This window comes from Sorangium sp. So ce726 (genome assembly GCF_051521405.1).
Taxonomy (GTDB): domain Bacteria; phylum Myxococcota_A; class Polyangia; order Polyangiales; family Polyangiaceae; genus Sorangium.
In genome coordinates, this window is the sequence record NZ_CP150349.1 from 3,187,277 (window position 1) to 3,204,959 (window position 17,683).

A 17,683-nucleotide genomic window follows, 5' to 3' on the forward strand; every position below is an offset into this window, starting at 1 on the left:
CTCGAAGCACAGCGGGATCGACCGGCTCCGCATGCACCCCTCCAGCGCGGGGCGGTTGGTGAGGGGGGCCGTCCTCGCTTGAACGATGGTGTACCGCCCTGACCACTGCTCCTCCCAGCTCTCGTGGACAGTCTGACGGCACCGCCATCCTCTCCGCCGCGGGCTTCCGGCGCGCCAGAAGGCATGGTACGCAGGAACCATGGATATGGCTCCTCTTGCCGCGGTCCTCTCGCGGGTGTGTACGACTTTCCGGGTTGCAGTCGCGCTCGCACCTGGGGCGCCGCCAGACTACGAGGTCGCCGCCGAGCTCTGCGTGCCGCAGGAGAGCCCGCGGGACACGGTGCTGCTCACCGTGCACGGCGCCACGTACTCGAGCGTGTACTGGGATTTCCCGTATCAGCCGGAGCGTTATTCGTTCGTGCGCTACGCCAACGCGGCTGGTTATGCCACGCTGAACTTCGACCGCATTGGCACCGGAGACAGCGACCGGCCGCCCTCCCTTCACGTCACACCGACCGCGCAGGCCTATGTCCACCACCAGCTCGCGGAGGCGCTCCGGAGCGGCGAGCTCGGGCACGCATGGAGCCGGGTGGTGCTCGTCGGCCACTCGCTGGGATCTATCATATCCGTCCAGCAGGCTGCGACGTACCACGACGTGGATGGCGTCGTGGCCACGGGGTTCTTGCACACCTACGGCCCCGGCCTGCCGCAGCTGCTCCTGAACGTCTATCCGGCCACGCTCGACTCGAGCTTCGCGGGCTCCGGCCTCGACCTCGGCTACTTGACGACACGGCCGGGCACCCGCGGCCCGACGTTCTATTACCTCCCGAACGCGGATCCGGCGGTGATCGCGCTGGACGAAGCGACCAAGGGGCTCGGCACGTCCGGCGAGCTCGCCGAGTTTGCGCTGGTCAACACCGCGCTCACGAGCCTCCAGGTCGACGCGCCGGTGCTCACCGTCGTGGGCCGGCACGACACGATATTCTGCGGGATCGCGCCGTGCGGTACCCTGCTTGGCGGGACCACGCTGGAGCCCGCCGCCTACTCGCCGGCCGCGGAGCTCGAGATCGTGGTCGTGCCCAACGCGGGCCACGATCTGAACCTCCAGATCAACGCGCCCACCGCGTACGCAGCGATCCGCGGCTGGCTCGACGAGCGCTTCCCGCCGCTCTAGGGAGGCCCGCTCGGCGACCTCGGCGACGGGAGCCTCGCAGGCGGGCTCGCCGAGCCGATCAGCGTTCGCTTTGACGACCGCTACGGCTATGTGGCGGACTATTATCGGAACTGCGGTGAAGAAGGGGGCGGCGAGGAAGTCACCTGCTTCCAGCCCGACACGAGCGACGTGACGCGCTGCACGGAGTGAGCGCACGGCGAACGCAGGTCGACAGACCGAGCCGCCCGGCCTGGCGCCGCGCCGTGCGCTCGGCTCTGCGGAGTGGCATCGGACCTCCGGCCGCCATTTTCAACTCACCAGATAGCCCGTAGAGTTCCCTGACATGTGGGCGCGAAGATCGACAGGGGACAGGGCTCTTCTTCTTGTTCTTGTGGTCGCAGGCGGGGCAGCGAGCCCCATCGGATGCGGCGGGGAGGACGGCGCTGTGGTCAGCACGGCAGGGAGCGGCGGCGCGGGCACGAGCGGCCCGGGCACGAGCGGCGCAGGTGCGAGCGGCGCGGGCACTCCCAGCGCCGGGCCGGGTAGCGGCCCCGCCGGCGGCGGAGGTGATGCTGGCGGCGGGGGCGGCAGCCCCGCGGCGCTCTGTCGGCCGCTGCCGCCGCCGAGCGGAAATGTCATCGAGGTCGGCCCCTCGCAGGCCGACGAGCTCCAGGGCATCGCGCAGAGCGCGGAGACCGGCGATTCGATCGTGCTCCTCGACGGAACATACGATCTGAACGGCTCCTACCTCCGGTTCGCCGCGCCGGGGGTGACGCTCCGCTCGAAGAGCGGCAATCGGGAGAAGGTCATCCTGGACGGGGGCTATGCGAGCGCGGAGATCGTGCAGATCGTCGCCTCGGATGTGACGATCGCCGACGTGACGCTCGCGCGGGCATACAACCACCCTGTTCACGTCATCGGCGGCGACGCCGGCGACACCAAGGGCACGCACATCTACAACGTCCGCGTGATCGACCCCGGCCAGCAGGGCATCAAGGTGAACGCAGGCGCAGACCAGACGACGTTCGCCGACGAGGGCGTCATCGGCTGCTCGCACGTCGAGCTCACCGACGAGGGGCGCGCGCACGTGAGCGACTGTTACACAGGCGGCGTGGACATCCACAGGGCCCGCGGCTGGCGGATTCACGACAACACGATCGAGGGTTTCTGGTGCGAATCAGGGCTGTCCGAGCATGCAATTCACGTCTGGACAGGGAGCCGTGATACGATCGTCGAGCGGAACGCGATCCGGGATTGCGCGCGGGGAGTGGGCCTCGGCCTCGGCGAGACGACCGAGGGGCGGACGTACGCGGACGACCCGTGCCCCGGCGCCTCGACCGTTGGCCATGTCGGAGGGATCGTCCGGAACAACACGGTCTTCGCGGGGAGCGCCGCGCTGTTCGCGTCGCAGTCGGGCTTCGACTCGGGGATCGCGATCGAGCAGGCGTGCGGCGCGCGCGTGCTTCACAACACGGTCGTGTCGACGCAGGCACCCTTCTCCTCGATCGAGTGGCGGTTCAGCCACACGAGCGCGACGATCACCAACAACCTCGTGAGCCATCAGCTGAGGGAGCGCGACGGAGCGAAGGCGACGCTCGCTGGCAACCTGGAGATGGCGCCTGCCTCCCTGCTCGCGGACGCCCAGGGAGGCGATTTGCATCTGGTCGCGGGGCAGGACGGGGCCGTCGACAAGGGCGTGGCCCTGTCGGCGGGAGAGGTCGCCGACGACATCGACGGCGAGCCCCGGAGCGGCGCGTACGATGTCGGCGCCGACGAGCTCACCGCCACGCAATGACATGCCTGCCCCGGGCGCGGTCCGATCAAAACACGAGCACCTCGCCGCCTGACGCGAGCTGGCACGCGCCGTCCTGGGGATCACCGCCGGTGCGGAGGATCTCGGACGGCTCCGGCTCGCGGTAGACGCCGGAGAGCGCGATGTCGACCATGCGCAGGATCGCGCGATCGAGCTTGGTCACGTAGTAGCAGGGGATCGTCGGCTCCTTGTGCGCCCCGCCAACCCCGGAGTCATCCGTCAAGAAGACGTATCGGCCGCCCGTGAGCTGTGCGGCAGAGCGCATGCTGAGCTCGGTGAGCTCATCCACGCCGCTCGACGCGACGGGATAGACAGCCACCCCGAGGTCCTGGAGGGCTCGTATCCCGCCCGCCATCGCCGCGGCGTTCTCCTCGTGGTGGGGCGCGTCCGCGACCCAGAAGGCGAGGCGCGCGGTGTCGCCGCCCGTGCGCCAGGAGAGGTCGGCCGTCTTGGAGAGCGCCATGTCCGGCGCCTCCGGGAAGTCGCCGCCGCCGCCGGCCGCCTGCTCGGCGAGCTTCTCCTGGAACTCGTCGGGATCGGAGCGGAAGTCGAACCACCGGACGATGTAGTCGTCCTCGGTGTCCTTGTACAGGACGAGCGACCAGCGCTGCTGGGCGTTCGGGTACTTGGCGAAGATGGAGTCGGAGAGCGCGATGAACTCCGTCTGGAGATACGTGATCTCGTCGCCCATGCTGCCGGTGGTGTCGATGACGAGCGAGACGTCGAGCGTCTCCTTTTTTCCTGGAGGCGCCGCGAAGAGGCTGTGCGCGGCCTGGTGGTCGGCCTCGGTGAAGGGCAAGATGCCCGGGAGCTGCTGCGAATAGAGCGTGTTCCGGTACGAGAGGAAGAAGTCGAAGTTGCGGTTGTCGTCCCAGACGCCCGCGGTGAGCGTGCCAGGCTCGATGCTGGCTCCGCCGCCTGCGCCGCCTGCGCCGCCTGCGCCGCCTGCGCCGCCTGCGCCTCCGCCGCCTCCTGTGCCCAGGCTTCCGCCGGGGGAGCCTTCGCTCGGAGGACCGCTTCCATCCGACACACCTCCCGAAGCGGCTGAGCCGACCGCGGCGCCTGAGTCGAAGCTCGCCTCGGGGTCAGCGCCGCCGCCCCTGCCCGGGATCTCCCCGTCGCCGCCTTCTGCTGAGCTCGATCCGCCCGAGCACGCTCCCAGCGCGAGAAGGCTTCCCACCATGAAAGCGAAGCGGAAACAGGTGTGCATCGGGGTCTCCTCGGCCGCCAGGGGCGTCGCGTGCCGACGTCGGACGCGGCCAGGCATGCTGCGATGCACGGCGCGTACCGAGGCGAAGCCGAGTGATATCAGTTACTTACGCGGATGCACGTGATGCGTTTTGTGCCAAGGCGCGCCGGAGCGCGACCCCGACGGCTCGGGCGCGCCTTGAGGTCGCGACCGAGGTTGTGGGTGATGTCGATGTGACGCACTGCGCTGCGTGCGCACACGGCGAACGCCGGTCAGCAGGCCGAGCCGCCCGCACGGCGCCGCGCGGGGGACCTGCTCCCCGCTTCAGACCCCGTAGAAATCGTAGAACTCCTGCGCTGGAGCCTGGACTGCGAGCACCTGGAACGGGAAGCACTCTTCCAGGCGATCGAGGCTCGTGTGCTGCGCAAGAGACCTCAGGAATGGACGCGTCATGGATTCCTTGACCTGGCCGTGATGATCAAGGAACTGACCCCAGAGCGTCATGCTTTGGTATCGGCCGGGAACCGCGCGAGCAGACGAGCCGTACGCCGGCGGGAACAGACGGCGGTACGCGTCGAGGTTGTAGAGCCACGAACCACCGGTCACCAGGCTGACCTCGTTTGCCGTTCGTTTCATGTGCTCGACGAGCGCTGACAGGTCAGCCCGTCGCCGCTCGGCTCGCGCGGCGCAGAGAGGCGAGCTGCTGTCCGTCTCCGCATTCCGGAAGTGCAAACGAGCGCGATCGACGCTCGACAGGGCGTAGGAAAAGCATCCAGAGGTCGCGACGACAGCCGGCGCCGTCGTCGCTTCGGGATCCTTCAGATAGAAGCGGTACGTCCACTCGCGGCCGGCTTCCCCGCCTTCTGTGTCGGGCAGACCGGCTACATAGGCCTGCCACGTCTCGTTTTGCGCGTCGAACTCGCGCCCGAGGCCGAACCGAACATAGAGGTTCGTGTACTCGAAGAGGGCGCTTCCCAGGGACATCCCCGACAAGGTCCGCACCTTCTCCGCGAACGAGAGCTGCAGGTCGAAAAAAGCCTTGGAGAACACCACGCTCGTGGTCGACCTTCGGGGTTCAGCGCTCAGCTCTTCGGAGGTGCCGACTTGAGCGTCGCGTCGAACAGCGCGAGCAATGTCTGGTAGTGGCGCTCGGAGGCGGCCTTGTTGTACACCGCTGAATCGGAGGGGACCCAGCCGTGCTTCGCGCCTTCATACGTCTCGACCGTGTGCTGCACGCCCGCCTGCTGGAGGGCGTCGGTCAAGCGCTGTTTCTGCTGGTCAGGGAACGAGGCGTCCTCGATCGCGCCCGCCACGTACACGCGCGCGCGGATCCGCGGCGCCAGGAGGTGCGGGCTGTCTGGATCGTCGGTCGCCAGGTTGCCGCCGTGGTAAGACGCTGCCGCGATCACGCGATCCGGAAAATTGCCAGCCGCCGCGAGCGACAACCCACCTCCCATGCAATAGCCGGTCGTGCCGATCGACAGCGATCGGACATCGGGCTCGGCGGCCAGGAAGGCGAGGAACGCCTCCGTGTCCGAGCGCACGTTGGCCTTGGTGGCCGTGGCCATGTACTTCTGCTGCCACTGCTTACGGAACTCCGGATCTCGGCTGAATGCCTCGGCGTCCGGCGCCTGGTAGGGGCCGCCGCGGTAAAAGAGATCCGGCAACAGGACGAGATAGCCGCCCTGCGCGATGCGCTCCCCCAGCTCGAAGAGAGCGGGCCGAATGCCGCGGCCATCCTGGTACACCAGCACCGCGGGCCAGGGACCTTTGCCAGAGTCGGGCCGGAAGACGGACGCTTCGGTCTGGCCATCCCGGGTCTTCAGCGTGACTGTAGCTCGTGACATATGTTCCTCCTGCGTTTGGCGTGTGGAGTACTCTCCTCCTCTCGCCTTGGCAAGCACACTTGTCGCGTGCGATGCCTTTCTCGAGCTGGTGGCGGCGGCGCCGCCTCGCCATGGGCTCAGTGTCCAGCGACGGGCGCTCGGTCCAGATGACCGGTCACTCCATGACCGTCTTGCGCCTTGAGCATCGGAGTTGCTGATCTGCTGCTTCCCAGGCAGCAGCGTCGCGCCGCCGTGGTGGCGAAAATGCCGGCCGGACGCGGACTCCGTCGTTGGTACGCAATTGGCATGTGTGGCCACGCAATCGCAGGGGATCGTCGGCTCCTTGTGCGCCCCGCCAACCCCGGAGTCATCCGCCCCGTAAACCATGTCCTGCCTGCATTGCCTGGCAAAGGCGACGAGGGCGAGGGGCAGCGTGGCCAGGTCGAGCGCCACGCCCCGCCGCAACAGCAGCATGTAGCCGAGCGGCGTGGGGGTCTTGAGGATGCGCTCGCAGGCCCCCAAGGCAGGGTGGCGAGGTCGGTCCGGACGATGAGGGTCCCGGTGCTCATGACGGTCCCAGTCCTGGGCAAAGCCGAAGCGGGCCCCGGAGACGGCATGTGAGCGTTCAACTTTCGATGTCAACTCGAAACGGCCGCCAGCGACCGTCCTTGCGCGGCGATGGCAGACAGGCGTCCTCCGGAGCGCCGCGTCAAGAGGGCGGGCATCGGGCCGCGATCCCACAGGCGGTGCAGCGCCGCCACCACCGGCGCCCGGCGGAGCGACGTCGAGCTGGCGATGCGGCCGCCACCCCCCGCGTCGCGCGCCAGCCGCCGATGCGCTGATCGGCTTCGCGCTCCTCGAGCGGGCCGGCGATGATCGCGGCAAAGCGCCCGCCCCCCTTGCCGCGGCGCTCCGGAGGAGCCCCGCCAGCCTCGTGCTCCCTCGGGCTCGGGATACTTGCGGGCCGGTCGATTGGAATTGACGGTGCCCGTGTGCTCGTTCACATTGTCGCCGAGGGGTATCCTTGTTGCTGCGCCTTGCTCGGGTCGCCACGCGTACCGAGGCGTTCGTCGTCTGATCGAATTTTTGCACCAACTCCGTTCGCTCGGTCGTCGCGGAAGCGATCGCTGAGCGATGGGGATTGGCATCGGGCCGAGGGTTCTCCCAGAGAACACGGCATACCGCGCTCGTTCGGCGGCTGTCGTGAAGTCTCGAGTGCTGTTCACCGGAGATGATTCCTTCAAAGATCCGGCGGTGCTGGCGACGCGCCGGATGACAAGAGTTGAAGGCGGCGTAATCTATGTTGAAGAGCATGAACCCTCAAAACCACGTGTCACGGAGGATGTTCCTGGCCATCTTGGGCTCGGCGTCCGTCGCCGCCGGCTGCTCCCGCGAGGAGAGCGACGCCGCGCGCGCCGCCCAGAAGCCGGCGTCGGGCGCCGATACCGCGGGGCGGAAGCCGAAGACGCTGTCCGAGATCGTGGTCGGCTTCTCGCAGACGGGCGCCGAGAGCTCGTGGAGGATCGCGCACAGCAAGTCGATCCAGGAGGAAGCGGAGAAGCGCCACGTGCAGCTCCTCTTCGCAGACGGTCAGAACGTGCACAACAACCAGGTCAACGCCGTCAACGGGTTCATCACCAAGGGCGTCGACATCATCGTTATTGCGCCGCAAGAATCCGTGGGCTGGAAGCCCACATTGAAGGAGGCCAAGCGCGCCGGGATCCCGGTAGTGCTCACGAGCCGGGGCGTGGACGCGGAGGAAGATCTGTACGAGACGGTGATGGTTGCAGACTTCGTCTGGGAGGGGCGCCGGGCAGGGGAGTGGCTCGCAAAGCAGACGAACGGCAACGCGCGGATCATCGAGCTCGTGGGCACGCCGGCGGCGGACGTTGCGGTGATGCGCAAGACCGGCTTCGCCGAGGCCATCGCGAAGCATCCGGACATGAAGATCATCGCGAGCCAGAGCGGTGACTTCACGCGCACCAAGGGAAAAGCCGTGATGGAGACGCTGCTCCCGGCCCACAAGGGCGAGATCAACGCCGTCTACGCTCACAACGACGACATGGCGCTCGGGGCGATCCAGGCGATCCAGGCGGCAGGGTTGAAGCCCGGGCAGGATATCCTGGTGATATCGATCGACGCCGTGAAGCCGGCGTTCGAGGCCATGATGGAGGGGAAGCTGAACGCGACGGTCGAGTGCAACCCCATGCACGGCCCCCTGCTCTTCGATACGATCGACAAGATCGTGCGTGGTGAAAAGGTGCCGAAGCGCACGATCGTCCCTGGCCAGATCTTCGAACGCGAGCAGGCGGCGACGGCCATCGGCTCGCGGCCCTACTGAGGAGGGATCGGCGCCGGCGTCCCGCTGCGGCGGCGCGAGCACCATCACGCTCGTGAGCTCGCTCGTCGCGCGGCGCTCACGTACGGAGCAGCAGCAGCATGCCTGTTTCGAAAGCCTTGCTCTCTGTCGAGGGCCTCAGCAAGTCCTTCCCCGGAGTTCGCGCTCTGCACGACGTGCACGTCGAAGCGCGCGCCGGCGAGATCCAGGCGTTGATGGGGGAGAACGGAGCCGGCAAGTCGACGCTGATCAAGCTGCTCACCGGCGTCTATCCTCCTGACGCCGGGACCTTGCGCCTCGGCGGTACGGTGATCCGGCCGACCTCTCCCCGCCACGCAGAATCGCTGGGGATCAGCGCGGTACACCAGGAAATCAGCCTGATCCCGCACCTCTCCATCGCGGACAACATCATGCTGGGCCGCCAGCCTCGGCGCTTCGGCTTGATCGACCGGCGCGCCGTCTGCGCGAAGGCTCGTCAGGCCCTCGCGCGCCTCTCGCTGGACCTCGACGTGTCGCGATCGGTGGCGGCGCTGCCCACCGCGCTACAGCAGATGGTCGCGATCGCCCGCGCGCTCGCCGTGGACGCGCGGATCCTGATCCTGGATGAACCCACCTCCAGCCTGGATGAAGCGGAGACGCTGCGGCTCTTCGACGTGATGCGGAGGCTGAAGGCGCAGGGGCTGGCGATCCTCTTCGTGACTCACTTCCTGGATCAGGTCTACGCGGTCAGCGATACGATCACGGTGCTCAGGAATGGCTGCCTGGTCGGGCAGTACGCGAGCAGCGCGCTGCCTCGCCTGGAGCTCGTTCAGGCGATGCTGGGCGTCAAGCTCGGCGCGAAAGACGGGGCCGCGCCAGGCGGCCCTGTCGGTCCCGGAGGCGGGGCGAGCGCCGCGGAGCCGGCGCTCACCGCGCGCGGCCTCGAAAGAAAGGGGGTCATCGGGCCGATCGAGCTCGCCCTGCGGCCCGGCGAGGTGGTGGGGCTGGCGGGGCTGCTCGGCTCTGGCCGAAGCGAGACCGCCAGGATGCTCTTCGGGATCGAGCCCGCCGATCGCGGCGAGCTCGTGGTGAACGGACGTGCGACCGAGATCAAGACGCCACGGCACGCGATCCGGGCCGGCCTCGCGTACTGCCCGGAAGACCGCAAGGTGGATGGCATCATCCCGAACCTCTCCGTGCGAGAGAACCTCGTGCTCGCCTTGCAGGCCTCCCAGGGGGCGCTGCGGGTGCTCCCGCGCCACGAGCGGGATCGTCTGGTCCAGCACTACATCAAGGCCCTGAGCATCAAGACACCGTCCCCTGAGACGCCCGTCAAGCTGCTATCGGGCGGCAATCAGCAGAAGGTGCTGCTCGCGCGTTGGATGGCCATGCAGCCACGGATCATGCTGCTCGACGAGCCCACGCGCGGCGTGGACATCGGCGCCAAGCTGGAGATTGAGGCGCTGGTGAAGTCGCTCAGCGAGAAGGGGGTCGCCACGGTCTTGATCTCGTCGGAGCTCGAGGAGATCGCGCGCAACTGCTCCAGGGTGGTGGTCTTGAGAGACCGCAAGCAGCAGGGCGAGCTCGCGGGGGAGGCCGTGACGCCTTCGTCGATCATCCAGGCCATCGCCCATCAGAAGGAGGCGCCGCCCGATGCTTGAGAAGATCACGGAAGCGGCGCGCACGAACGCCAACCTCACGGGCATCGGGATCCTCCTCTTCACCGGGTGCGCCGGCGCCCTGCTGCTCATGCGCGGGCGCCGCGAGGCTTGGCCTTTGCTCGGCCTCCTGGCGCTCCTTCTGTTCAACTCCGTCCTGTCCAAGAACTTCTTCTCCATCGTCGAGCGCGACGGGGCTTATTACGGGACGCCCATCAACCTGCTCAACCAGGGCTCGGAGGTGATGCTCCTCGCGATCGGACTGACGCTGGTGATCGCCGTCAGGGGCATCGACTTGTCGGTCGGCTCGGTCATGGCGTTGTCCGGCGCCACCTGCGTGATCCTGATGAAGGAGGCTCACTGCGCGCCGCTCTTGGCTGCGTTCTTGTCCCTCGCCGTCGCCGGCGGTGTCGGTCTGTTCAACGGCACGCTGGTGACGGCGCTGAACATCCAGCCCATCATCGTGACCTTGATCAGCATGGTCGGTGTTCGCGGCGTCGCCATGCTCATCACCCGCGCCGAGCCCGTGACGCACACGGATGCGACGTTTGCGTTCATCGGCAACGGTCACGTCGGTGGCTTGCCGTTCTCCATGTTGCTGGTGGCCGCCGTGTTCGTCGTCGCCGCGCTGCTCTGCCGGAGGACGGCGCTCGGTCTGTTCATGGAAGCGATCGGCGACAACGAGCGGGCGAGCCGGCTCGCAGGCGTCGGCGACCGCCGCATCAAGCTCTGGTTGTACGGCTTTTCCGGCCTGTGCGCCGGCATCGCCGGGCTCGTGGCCGCCTCGTACATCTCCACGGCCGACCCCGATCGCGTGGGGCGCCTGCGGGAGCTGGATGCCATTTTCGCCGCGGTGATCGGTGGTACGGCGCTCACCGGCGGGCGCTTCTATCTGGGGGGCACCCTGATAGGAGCGTTGTTGATACAAACGCTCTCCACCACGATGTACATCCAGCACGTCCCCTCGGAGATCGAGCCGATGCCCAAAGCCGGCGTGATGCTGCTCAGCTGTCTGCTGGTTTCGGAGGAGTCGCGCCGGCGGCTCGTCGAGCTGCTCGGGCTCAAGCGGTGGCAGTAGCGATGCTCCGCTGGGATCGGCGGGATCTGCCGCTCATGGTGACCGCGGTCCTCCTGCTCGCGCTCTACTCGGGGGTGCTGGTCTGTTACGACGCGGCGCGCAGCCTGCGTTTCTTGGTCGACCTGATCAAGGGTAACGCGGCGATGGGCCTCTGCGCGGTGGGCATGACCTTCGTCATCCTGTCGGGGGGTATCGACCTCTCGGTCGGCTCCGTCGTCGCGCTCACGACGGTCCTCGTGGGGACGCTGGTAGCCGGTGGTTGCCACCCGCTGTTGGCGTTCTGTATCGGCCTCGCGGTGTCGGTCTCGTTCGGCGCGATGACGGGGCACCTGATCCATCGTTTCTCTCTGCCCCCGTTCCTGGTGACGCTCGCGGGCATGTTCTTCGCCCGCGGCGCGGCGTTCCTCGTCAGCATGCAGCCCATCGGCATCGATCATCCTGCGCTGGACTGGTTCGTCGATGGGCTCGGCTTCGCGCTGACGATCCCGGGCCTGGACCGAACCTGGGTCCCGGCGACGGCGCTCTTGTTCTTGATCGTCGTCGTGCTCGGCGTGATTCTTGGCCGTAGCACGAGCTTCGGCCGGAACGTCCTGGCCATCGGCGGGGACAGGCAGGCGGCGCTGCTCATGGGGGTGCCGCTGGGCGCCACGACGGTGTGTCTGTACGCATTGTGCGGCTTGTGCGCGGGCCTCGGCGGGGTCACGACGGCGCTGATCGACAGCGCCGGAAAGCCGAACATCGGCGCTGGCCTGGAGCTCGAGGCCATCGCCTCGGTGGTGATCGGTGGAACGCTGCTGACCGGGGGGGCTGGCAGCGTCGTCGGCACCGTGATGGGCGTGATGATCACGGGCATCGTGCGGGCGGTCATCAACCTGGATGGACGGCTGCCGTCGCCCTGGCACCACATCAGCATCGGGCTGCTGCTGCTCGTCTTCATCGTCATGCAGCAGGTCCTGATCCGCTCAGCCCCCGCAGCCAGGGGGGTGGAGTACGGTCGTCATTGATGATGCTCGAGAGCGAGGAGCGATAGAATGATCGAGACCAAGCGAGTTCTGGTCACCGGGGCGGCGGGCAAGGTCGGCCAGGCATTCATCCGCAGGTTCCTGTCGAACCCCGGGTTCGAGGCGTGGAAGGTCCGTGCGCTGTGCCACAACCGCATGCTGGAGCGGTCGGCGCGCGTGGAGGTGCTGCGTGGGGCCATCGAGGACAGGGCCGTCGTCAACGAGGCGACCGAGGGGGTGAGCCACGTGCTGCACCTGGCGACCAGCAAGGAGACCCCCGAGAGCATCATGGACGTGGCCGTCAAAGGCATGTTCTGGCTGCTGGAGGCATGCCGCGTCAGCCCTGCGTTCAAGCAATTCATCCTGGTCGGGGGCGACGCCGGAATGGGCCACTTCTTTTATCCGCACCCCGTCCCCGTCACGGAGGCGCAGCGGCACAGCGCCTACCCGGGCTGTTACGCGCTGTCCAAGGTGCTCGAGGAGGTCATGCTCGAGCAGTACTATATTCAATACGGGCTGAACGGATGCTGCCTGCGCGCGCCGTGGATCATGGAGAAAGACGACTTCAAGGCGCAGCTATCCTTCGGTGACGACGTGTTCGGAGGGCCGAGGTGGCGCGATCTGGTCGGTGCTGAGGCGGCAGAGGGCTACGTCCGCTCGGGCGCCGTGCCGGTGATGCTCGACCCTGGCGGTGAGCCGGTGAAGCGTAACTTCGTGCATGTGGAGGATCTGGTCACCGCGATCCTCCAGGCCATCAATCATGAGAAGGCTCGCCAGCAGACCTTCAACATCTGCATGGACGAGCCGGTGGACTACGGGGAGCTGGCGCGTTACCTGGAGGCGACGCGGGGCCTGCCGAGCGTGAGGGTGAAGACGCCGTTCCATTCGACTTGGCTGGACAACTCGAAGGCGAAGTTTCTGCTCGGTTGGCGGCCGCAGTACGACTTGGCGCGGCTCACGGACGCCGCCTTCGACTACGTGCGCGCGCCCGACGACCCTCGCGTCACCTGGTACCCCGGTTGATGGGCCCTGCCTCCCCACGGCGGCCCCTTCCCGTGGTGGACGAGCCTGGCGATCACGTCGACGCCGAGCTTCGCTGCTAGGGGACGGGCCCGCCTACCAGCAGCGTCGCTCGGCGGTTCGGCGTGCGCGCGTAGGCCTCCACGACGGCCCGGCCCACGCTCGCTGCGCGTCCGCGCTTCACCAGGGCCACGATCGCGCCGCCGAAGCCGCCGCCGGTCAGCCGGGCGCCGAAGACGTCCGGCTGCGCCCGCGCGCTCTCTACCAGCTCGTCGACCGCCGGCACGGACACCTCGAAATCGTCGCGCATCGACCGGTGGGACGCGTCGAAGAGCTCGCCCAGGCGGCCCAGATCCCCGGCGCGGAGCGCGGCCACAGCGGCGAGCACCCGAGCGTTCTCGGTCACGACGTGGCGCGCGCGCCGGTCGAGCGGCGCCGGCAGGGACGGGATGCGCGACTCCACGGTCGCGTCGACGTCCCGGAGCTCTGGGACGCCGAGCGCCGCGGCCGCGCGCTCGCACTCCGCGCGCCGCGTCTTGTAGTCGCCGCTCGCGTGCTGGTGAGCCACCCCGGAGTCGACCACGAGTAGCTCGGCCTCCGCGGGCAGCGGGATGCGCTCGAACGCGAGCGTCCTCGTGTCGATGAAGAGCGCCGTGCTCTCGTCGGCGAGGCTCGCGGCCATCTGATCCATCGTCCCGACCGGCGCGCCCACGAAGTCGTGCTCCGCGGCGTGTGCGATCCGGGCGATCTCCACATCGTCGATGGACAGGCCAAGCATCGTCCGCAGGGCGCGGGCGAGCGCCACGAGCAGCGAGGCGCTCGACGACAGGCCGCTTCCGAGCGGTACTGTCGATTCGATCCTCGCGTCGAAGCCGGGGATCGATGCGCCCCGGCTGCGGAGGACCGCGGTGATGCCCTGAATGTAGTCGAGCCACAGTCCGCGGCGCGCCTCTTCGCCGGCGCGGAACGAGAGCTGGGCGCCGCCGTCCACGTTCGCCGTCGCGACCTGGATGAGCCTGTCTTCCCGGGGCGCGATCTCGACGCGCGTCTTCTGCGGGATCGCCGTCGGCAGCACGTAGCCGCCGCTATAATCGGTGTGTTCGCCGATCAGGTTCACGCGCCCCGGCGCCTCGGCCAGGACCTTCGGCGGACGGCCGAATACGACGTCGAAGCCCTTCACCGTCATCGCGGCGCACCCATGTCCACGGGGAACAGGAAACCCAAATGTTTCGGAGGCGTCAAGCCACAACTGCGGGATCTGCGCCGGGTTCGCAGACCATTTTTTATCCGGTCCGCCCACTCTCGTGAAGACGCGATGCGTGCAACCTCGTGCGTCTCTGCGGCGATCGAAGGGGCCGCATTCACTCCGCGGCCCGCGGGAGCCGCCTTGGCTCCAGGGCCTGCGGGCGCCGTCAGCTGCTGCAGCGGGGGCGGCGAGCGGCGGTTGGATCAAAACACGAGCACCTCGCCGCCTGACGCGAGCTGGCACGCGCCGTCCTGGGGATCACCGCCGGTGCGGAGGATCTCGGACGGCTCCGGCTCGCGGTAGACGCCGGAGAGCGCGATGTCGACCATTCGCAGGATCGCGCGATCGAGCTTGGTCACGTAATAGCAGGGGATCGTCGGCTCCTTGTGCTCTTGGCCAACCCCGGAGTCGTCCGTCAAGAAGAGGTATCGGCCGCCCGTGAGCTGTGCGGCAGAGCGCATGCTGAGCTCGGTGAGCTCATCCACGCCGCTCGACGCGACGGGATAGACAGCCACCCCGAGGTCCTTGAGGGCTCGTATCCCGCCCGCCATCGCCGCCGCGTTGTTCTCGTGGTGGGGCGCGTCCGCGACCCAGAAGGCGAGCCGCGCGGTGGCGCCGTCCGTGCGCCAGGAGAGGTCGGCCGTCTTGGTGAGCGCCATGTCCGGCGCCTCCGGGAAGTCGCCGCCGCCGTCGGCTGCCTGCTCGGCGAGCTTCTCCTGGAACTCGTCGAGATCGGTGTGGAAGTCGAACGACCGGACGACGTAGTCGTCCTCGGTGTCTCTGTACAGGACGAGCGACCAGCGCTGCTGGGCGTTCGGGTACTTGGCGAAGATGGAGTCGGAGAGCGCGATGAACTCCGTCTGAAGATACGTGATCTCGTCGCTCATGCTGCCGGTGGTGTCGATGATGAGCGCGACGTCGAGCGTCTCCTTTGTTCCCGGAGGCGCCGCGAAGAGGCTGTGCGCGGCCTGGTGGTCGGCCTCGGTCAAGGGCAAGGCGCCCGGGAGCTGCTGCGAATAAAGCGTGCTCCGGTACGAGAGGAAGAAGTCGAAGTTGCGGTTGTCGTCCCAGACGCCAGCGGTGAGCGTGCCAGGCTCGACGTCAGACTCGGCGCTGGCCATGCCGAGTTCGAATCCGCCGCTTGCGTCTCCGGCGTTCGAGCACGCTCCCAGCGCGAGAAGGCTTCCCACCATGAAAGCGAAGCGGAAACGGGTGTGCATTGGGGGCTCCTTGGCCGCCAGGGTCGGCACGTGCCGACGTCGGACGCGGCCGTGCATGCTGCAACGCACGGCGCATACCGAGCCTGAATCGCGTGATCTCGGGCGTTTGCGCGGCGAGATGTGGAGTGTTCTGTGTCAACGTGCGCCGGAGCGCGACCCTGACGCCTCGGGCGCGCCCCTCAGGCTCCCCGCAGCGCAGCGATCACGGGCGCGGTGTCGGGCCGCATGCCGCGCCACAGGGTGAAGCACTCTGCGCCCTGCTCGACCACCATGCCGAGGCCGTCGGTGGTCTGACCCACGCCGGCCGCGCGTGCGGCCTGCACGAAGGCGGTCGGTTCCTTCTTGTAGGCCATGTCGTAGGCCAGTGAGCCCTCGCTCCACACGCCGGCGGGCAGGGGCGGCACCTCGTTGGTCATGGAGGAGGCGGAGCCGTTGATGATCACGTCGAAGCGCCCGGCGATGTCGGGGAAGCCGCCGCCGGCGAGCTGGATGGCGCCGGCATGCGGGCCGAACTCGGCGGCGAGCTCCACGGCCTTGCTGGCGGTGCGGTTGGCGACGAAGATCTCGGCCGGTTGCTCATCGAAGAGCGGCAACAAGGTGCCGCGCACCGCGCCGCCCGCGCCGAGGAGCAGCACGCGCGCGCCCTTGAGGCAGCGGCCGAGGTTGTGGGTGATGTCGCGCACGATGCCGAAGCCGTCGGTGTTGTCGCCGAGGATGGTGCCGTCGGCGCGCAAGGTGAACATGTTGATCGCTCCAGCGGCGCGGCCGCGCGGCGTCAGCTCGTCGGCCAGCGCAAAGGCTTCGAGCTTGAAGGGCATGGTGATGTTCATGCCCTTGCCGCCGCTCTTCTGGAACTCGCGCACGGCGGCGGCGAAGCCATCCAGCTCGCCGAGGATCGCGCCGTACACCATGTCCTGCCTGCACTGCTTGGCAAAGGCGGTCTGCAGCGCCGGCGACTTGGTCTGGGAGATGGGATTGCCGATGATGGCGTAGCGGTCAGTCATGGTAGCGTCCAGCCCTCAGCAACGCGGGGCCACGCCCGCGAGCGCCGCAGATCTACGATAGTGTCCAGCCAATTGCCAGGAGCGCGCGGCGGCGCCATGGCGGCCGAGATGCAGAACGCCTGCCACCGCCCTCCTCGGGAAGAGGCGAGAAAGGCGCCCCCATCGCCGCGCCGCGCTCAGTCCTGGTAGCTCTCCGCCTTCGACGCCATCACCAGGTTGAGCGGCGACGACCCCAGGAGGTCGCGCTCGATGGTGTCGCAGATGCGCGTGAGGGGCAGGTCGTTCGGCTCGTGGCCGAACGGGTCGTCGAGCTCCCCGCCGAGCGCCTCGATCATCAGGACGGGATACGCCACCATCATCGTCACGACGGGCGTCAGCACCCCGAGCGCCTCGACGAGGGCGAGGGGCAGCGTGGCCAGGTAGAGCGCCACGCCCCGCTGGAGCAGCAGGATGTAGCCGAGCGGCGTGGGGGTCTTGAGGATGCGCTCGCAGCCCCCCAGGCAGTTGACCAGGACGCTCAGCTGCTCCTCGGCGCACACCGCCATGTTGCGCTCGAGGCTGCCGGCTCGGACGAAGGCCGCGAGGCGCTCGGAGATCTGCTGCGCCGCACGGAGCGGCGGGTGAGGGTGCTCCGTCAGGGCCTCGATCTGCTCTGCCGGGAGCAGCCGGTCGATCTCCGGGCGCTCGGCCTGCCCGCGCAGCGAGCGCCGCGCGGCGTGGACGAACACCACAACCCAGACGGCGACCTCGCGCGCCGCGCCCGGGTCCACCGCGGCGTGCGCGTTCACGATGCGCGTGATGTTGCGGCTCGCGTTCACGATCGAGCCCCAGAGGGTGCGGCCCTCCCAGAAGCGGTTATAGGCCGTGTTCGTGCGGAACGCGAGGATGAGCGCGATCACCGCGCCGGCGACCTCATGAATGCCGATCGAGAGCGACACGCGGGGGATGGACCGGTGCGCGAGCCAGAGCGAGGCGGCGATGACCCCGAAGGCCAGCACGCGGCGCATCACGCCCGGCGACAAGGAGCCTCGTGGCGAGACCAGCATCGGAAGCCAACTGCGCCTGGTATAGGGGATCATCGGGGCGACCCTTGTGGCGATGCCCTCTCGGAGCGCCGGGAGGAGCCGTGGACGTGAAGAGGCCTCAGCCCCTCATCGA

Annotated in this window: 14 protein-coding genes; 7 read left to right on the forward strand and 7 right to left on the reverse strand. The window is 68.3% G+C overall.

The window, feature by feature from the left end; genetic code table 11:
• The first annotated feature begins 205 nt into the window (after positions 1–205).
• Positions 206–1,174 carry an alpha/beta hydrolase gene (locus tag WME79_RS12135; protein ID WP_437534946.1) on the forward strand — a complete coding sequence of 323 codons (969 nt, stop codon included), beginning with the start codon at positions 206–208 and terminating at the stop codon, positions 1,172–1,174.
• 424 nt (positions 1,175–1,598) lie between these two features.
• On the forward strand, positions 1,599–2,948 hold the full coding sequence (locus tag WME79_RS12140) for a right-handed parallel beta-helix repeat-containing protein (RefSeq protein ID WP_437534947.1): 1,350 nt from the start codon (positions 1,599–1,601) through the stop codon (positions 2,946–2,948).
• Positions 2,949–2,973: 25 nt separating this feature from the next.
• On the opposite strand, the gene WME79_RS12145 is transcribed toward WME79_RS12140, so the two are convergent.
• From WME79_RS12145 to WME79_RS12155, 3 genes are all read right to left on the reverse strand, one after another.
• The gene (locus WME79_RS12145; RefSeq protein WP_437534948.1) at positions 2,974–4,176 is read right to left on the reverse strand and encodes a vWA domain-containing protein; all 1,203 of its coding nucleotides are present in this window, start codon (positions 4,174–4,176) and stop codon (positions 2,974–2,976) included.
• Positions 4,177–4,479: 303 nt separating this feature from the next.
• On the reverse strand, positions 4,480–5,205 hold the full coding sequence (locus tag WME79_RS12150) for a hypothetical protein (RefSeq protein WP_437534950.1): 726 nt from the start codon (positions 5,203–5,205) through the stop codon (positions 4,480–4,482).
• A 32-nt stretch (positions 5,206–5,237) separates the two neighbouring features.
• On the reverse strand, positions 5,238–6,002 hold the full coding sequence (locus WME79_RS12155; protein ID WP_437534951.1) for a dienelactone hydrolase family protein: 765 nt from the start codon (positions 6,000–6,002) through the stop codon (positions 5,238–5,240).
• Positions 6,003–7,293: 1,291 nt separating this feature from the next.
• On the opposite strand from WME79_RS12155, the gene WME79_RS12160 reads away from it, so the two are divergent.
• The 5 genes from WME79_RS12160 to WME79_RS12180 all read left to right on the forward strand — a co-directional run bounded on the left by WME79_RS12160 (position 7,294) and on the right by WME79_RS12180 (position 13,058).
• Entirely contained in the window at positions 7,294–8,322 is a 1,029-nt protein-coding gene (locus tag WME79_RS12160) for an ABC transporter substrate-binding protein (protein WP_437534953.1), read from the forward strand.
• A 98-nt stretch (positions 8,323–8,420) separates the two neighbouring features.
• Positions 8,421–9,959, forward strand: coding sequence for a sugar ABC transporter ATP-binding protein (locus WME79_RS12165; RefSeq protein ID WP_437534955.1), 1,539 nt, complete (start codon positions 8,421–8,423; stop codon positions 9,957–9,959).
• Positions 9,960–10,074: 115 nt separating this feature from the next.
• A complete protein-coding gene (locus WME79_RS12170; protein ID WP_437534956.1) occupies positions 10,075–11,034 on the forward strand; it encodes an ABC transporter permease in 960 nt (319 codons plus the stop codon).
• A gap of 2 nt (positions 11,035–11,036) precedes the next feature.
• A complete protein-coding gene (locus WME79_RS12175; protein WP_437534958.1) occupies positions 11,037–12,038 on the forward strand; it encodes an ABC transporter permease subunit in 1,002 nt (333 codons plus the stop codon).
• A gap of 27 nt (positions 12,039–12,065) precedes the next feature.
• Complete coding sequence (locus WME79_RS12180) at positions 12,066–13,058, forward strand: NAD-dependent epimerase/dehydratase family protein (protein ID WP_437534959.1); 993 nt, start codon at positions 12,066–12,068, stop codon at positions 13,056–13,058.
• A 76-nt stretch (positions 13,059–13,134) separates the two neighbouring features.
• Here the strand turns inward: WME79_RS12180 and galK are convergent, their stop codons facing one another.
• From galK to WME79_RS12200, 4 genes are all read right to left on the reverse strand, one after another.
• On the reverse strand, positions 13,135–14,241 hold the full coding sequence (gene galK, locus WME79_RS12185) for a galactokinase (protein WP_437534961.1): 1,107 nt from the start codon (positions 14,239–14,241) through the stop codon (positions 13,135–13,137).
• Positions 14,242–14,504: 263 nt separating this feature from the next.
• Positions 14,505–15,521: a vWA domain-containing protein gene (locus tag WME79_RS12190; protein ID WP_437534962.1), complete on the reverse strand. Its 1,017-nt coding sequence runs from the start codon at positions 15,519–15,521 to the stop codon at positions 14,505–14,507.
• A 179-nt stretch (positions 15,522–15,700) separates the two neighbouring features.
• Entirely contained in the window at positions 15,701–16,525 is an 825-nt protein-coding gene (aroE, locus tag WME79_RS12195; protein WP_437534963.1) for a shikimate dehydrogenase, read from the reverse strand.
• A 176-nt stretch (positions 16,526–16,701) separates the two neighbouring features.
• Positions 16,702–17,604 carry a bestrophin family protein gene (locus tag WME79_RS12200; protein WP_437534965.1) on the reverse strand — a complete coding sequence of 301 codons (903 nt, stop codon included), beginning with the start codon at positions 17,602–17,604 and terminating at the stop codon, positions 16,702–16,704.
• Between the last annotated feature and the right edge of the window lie 79 nt (positions 17,605–17,683).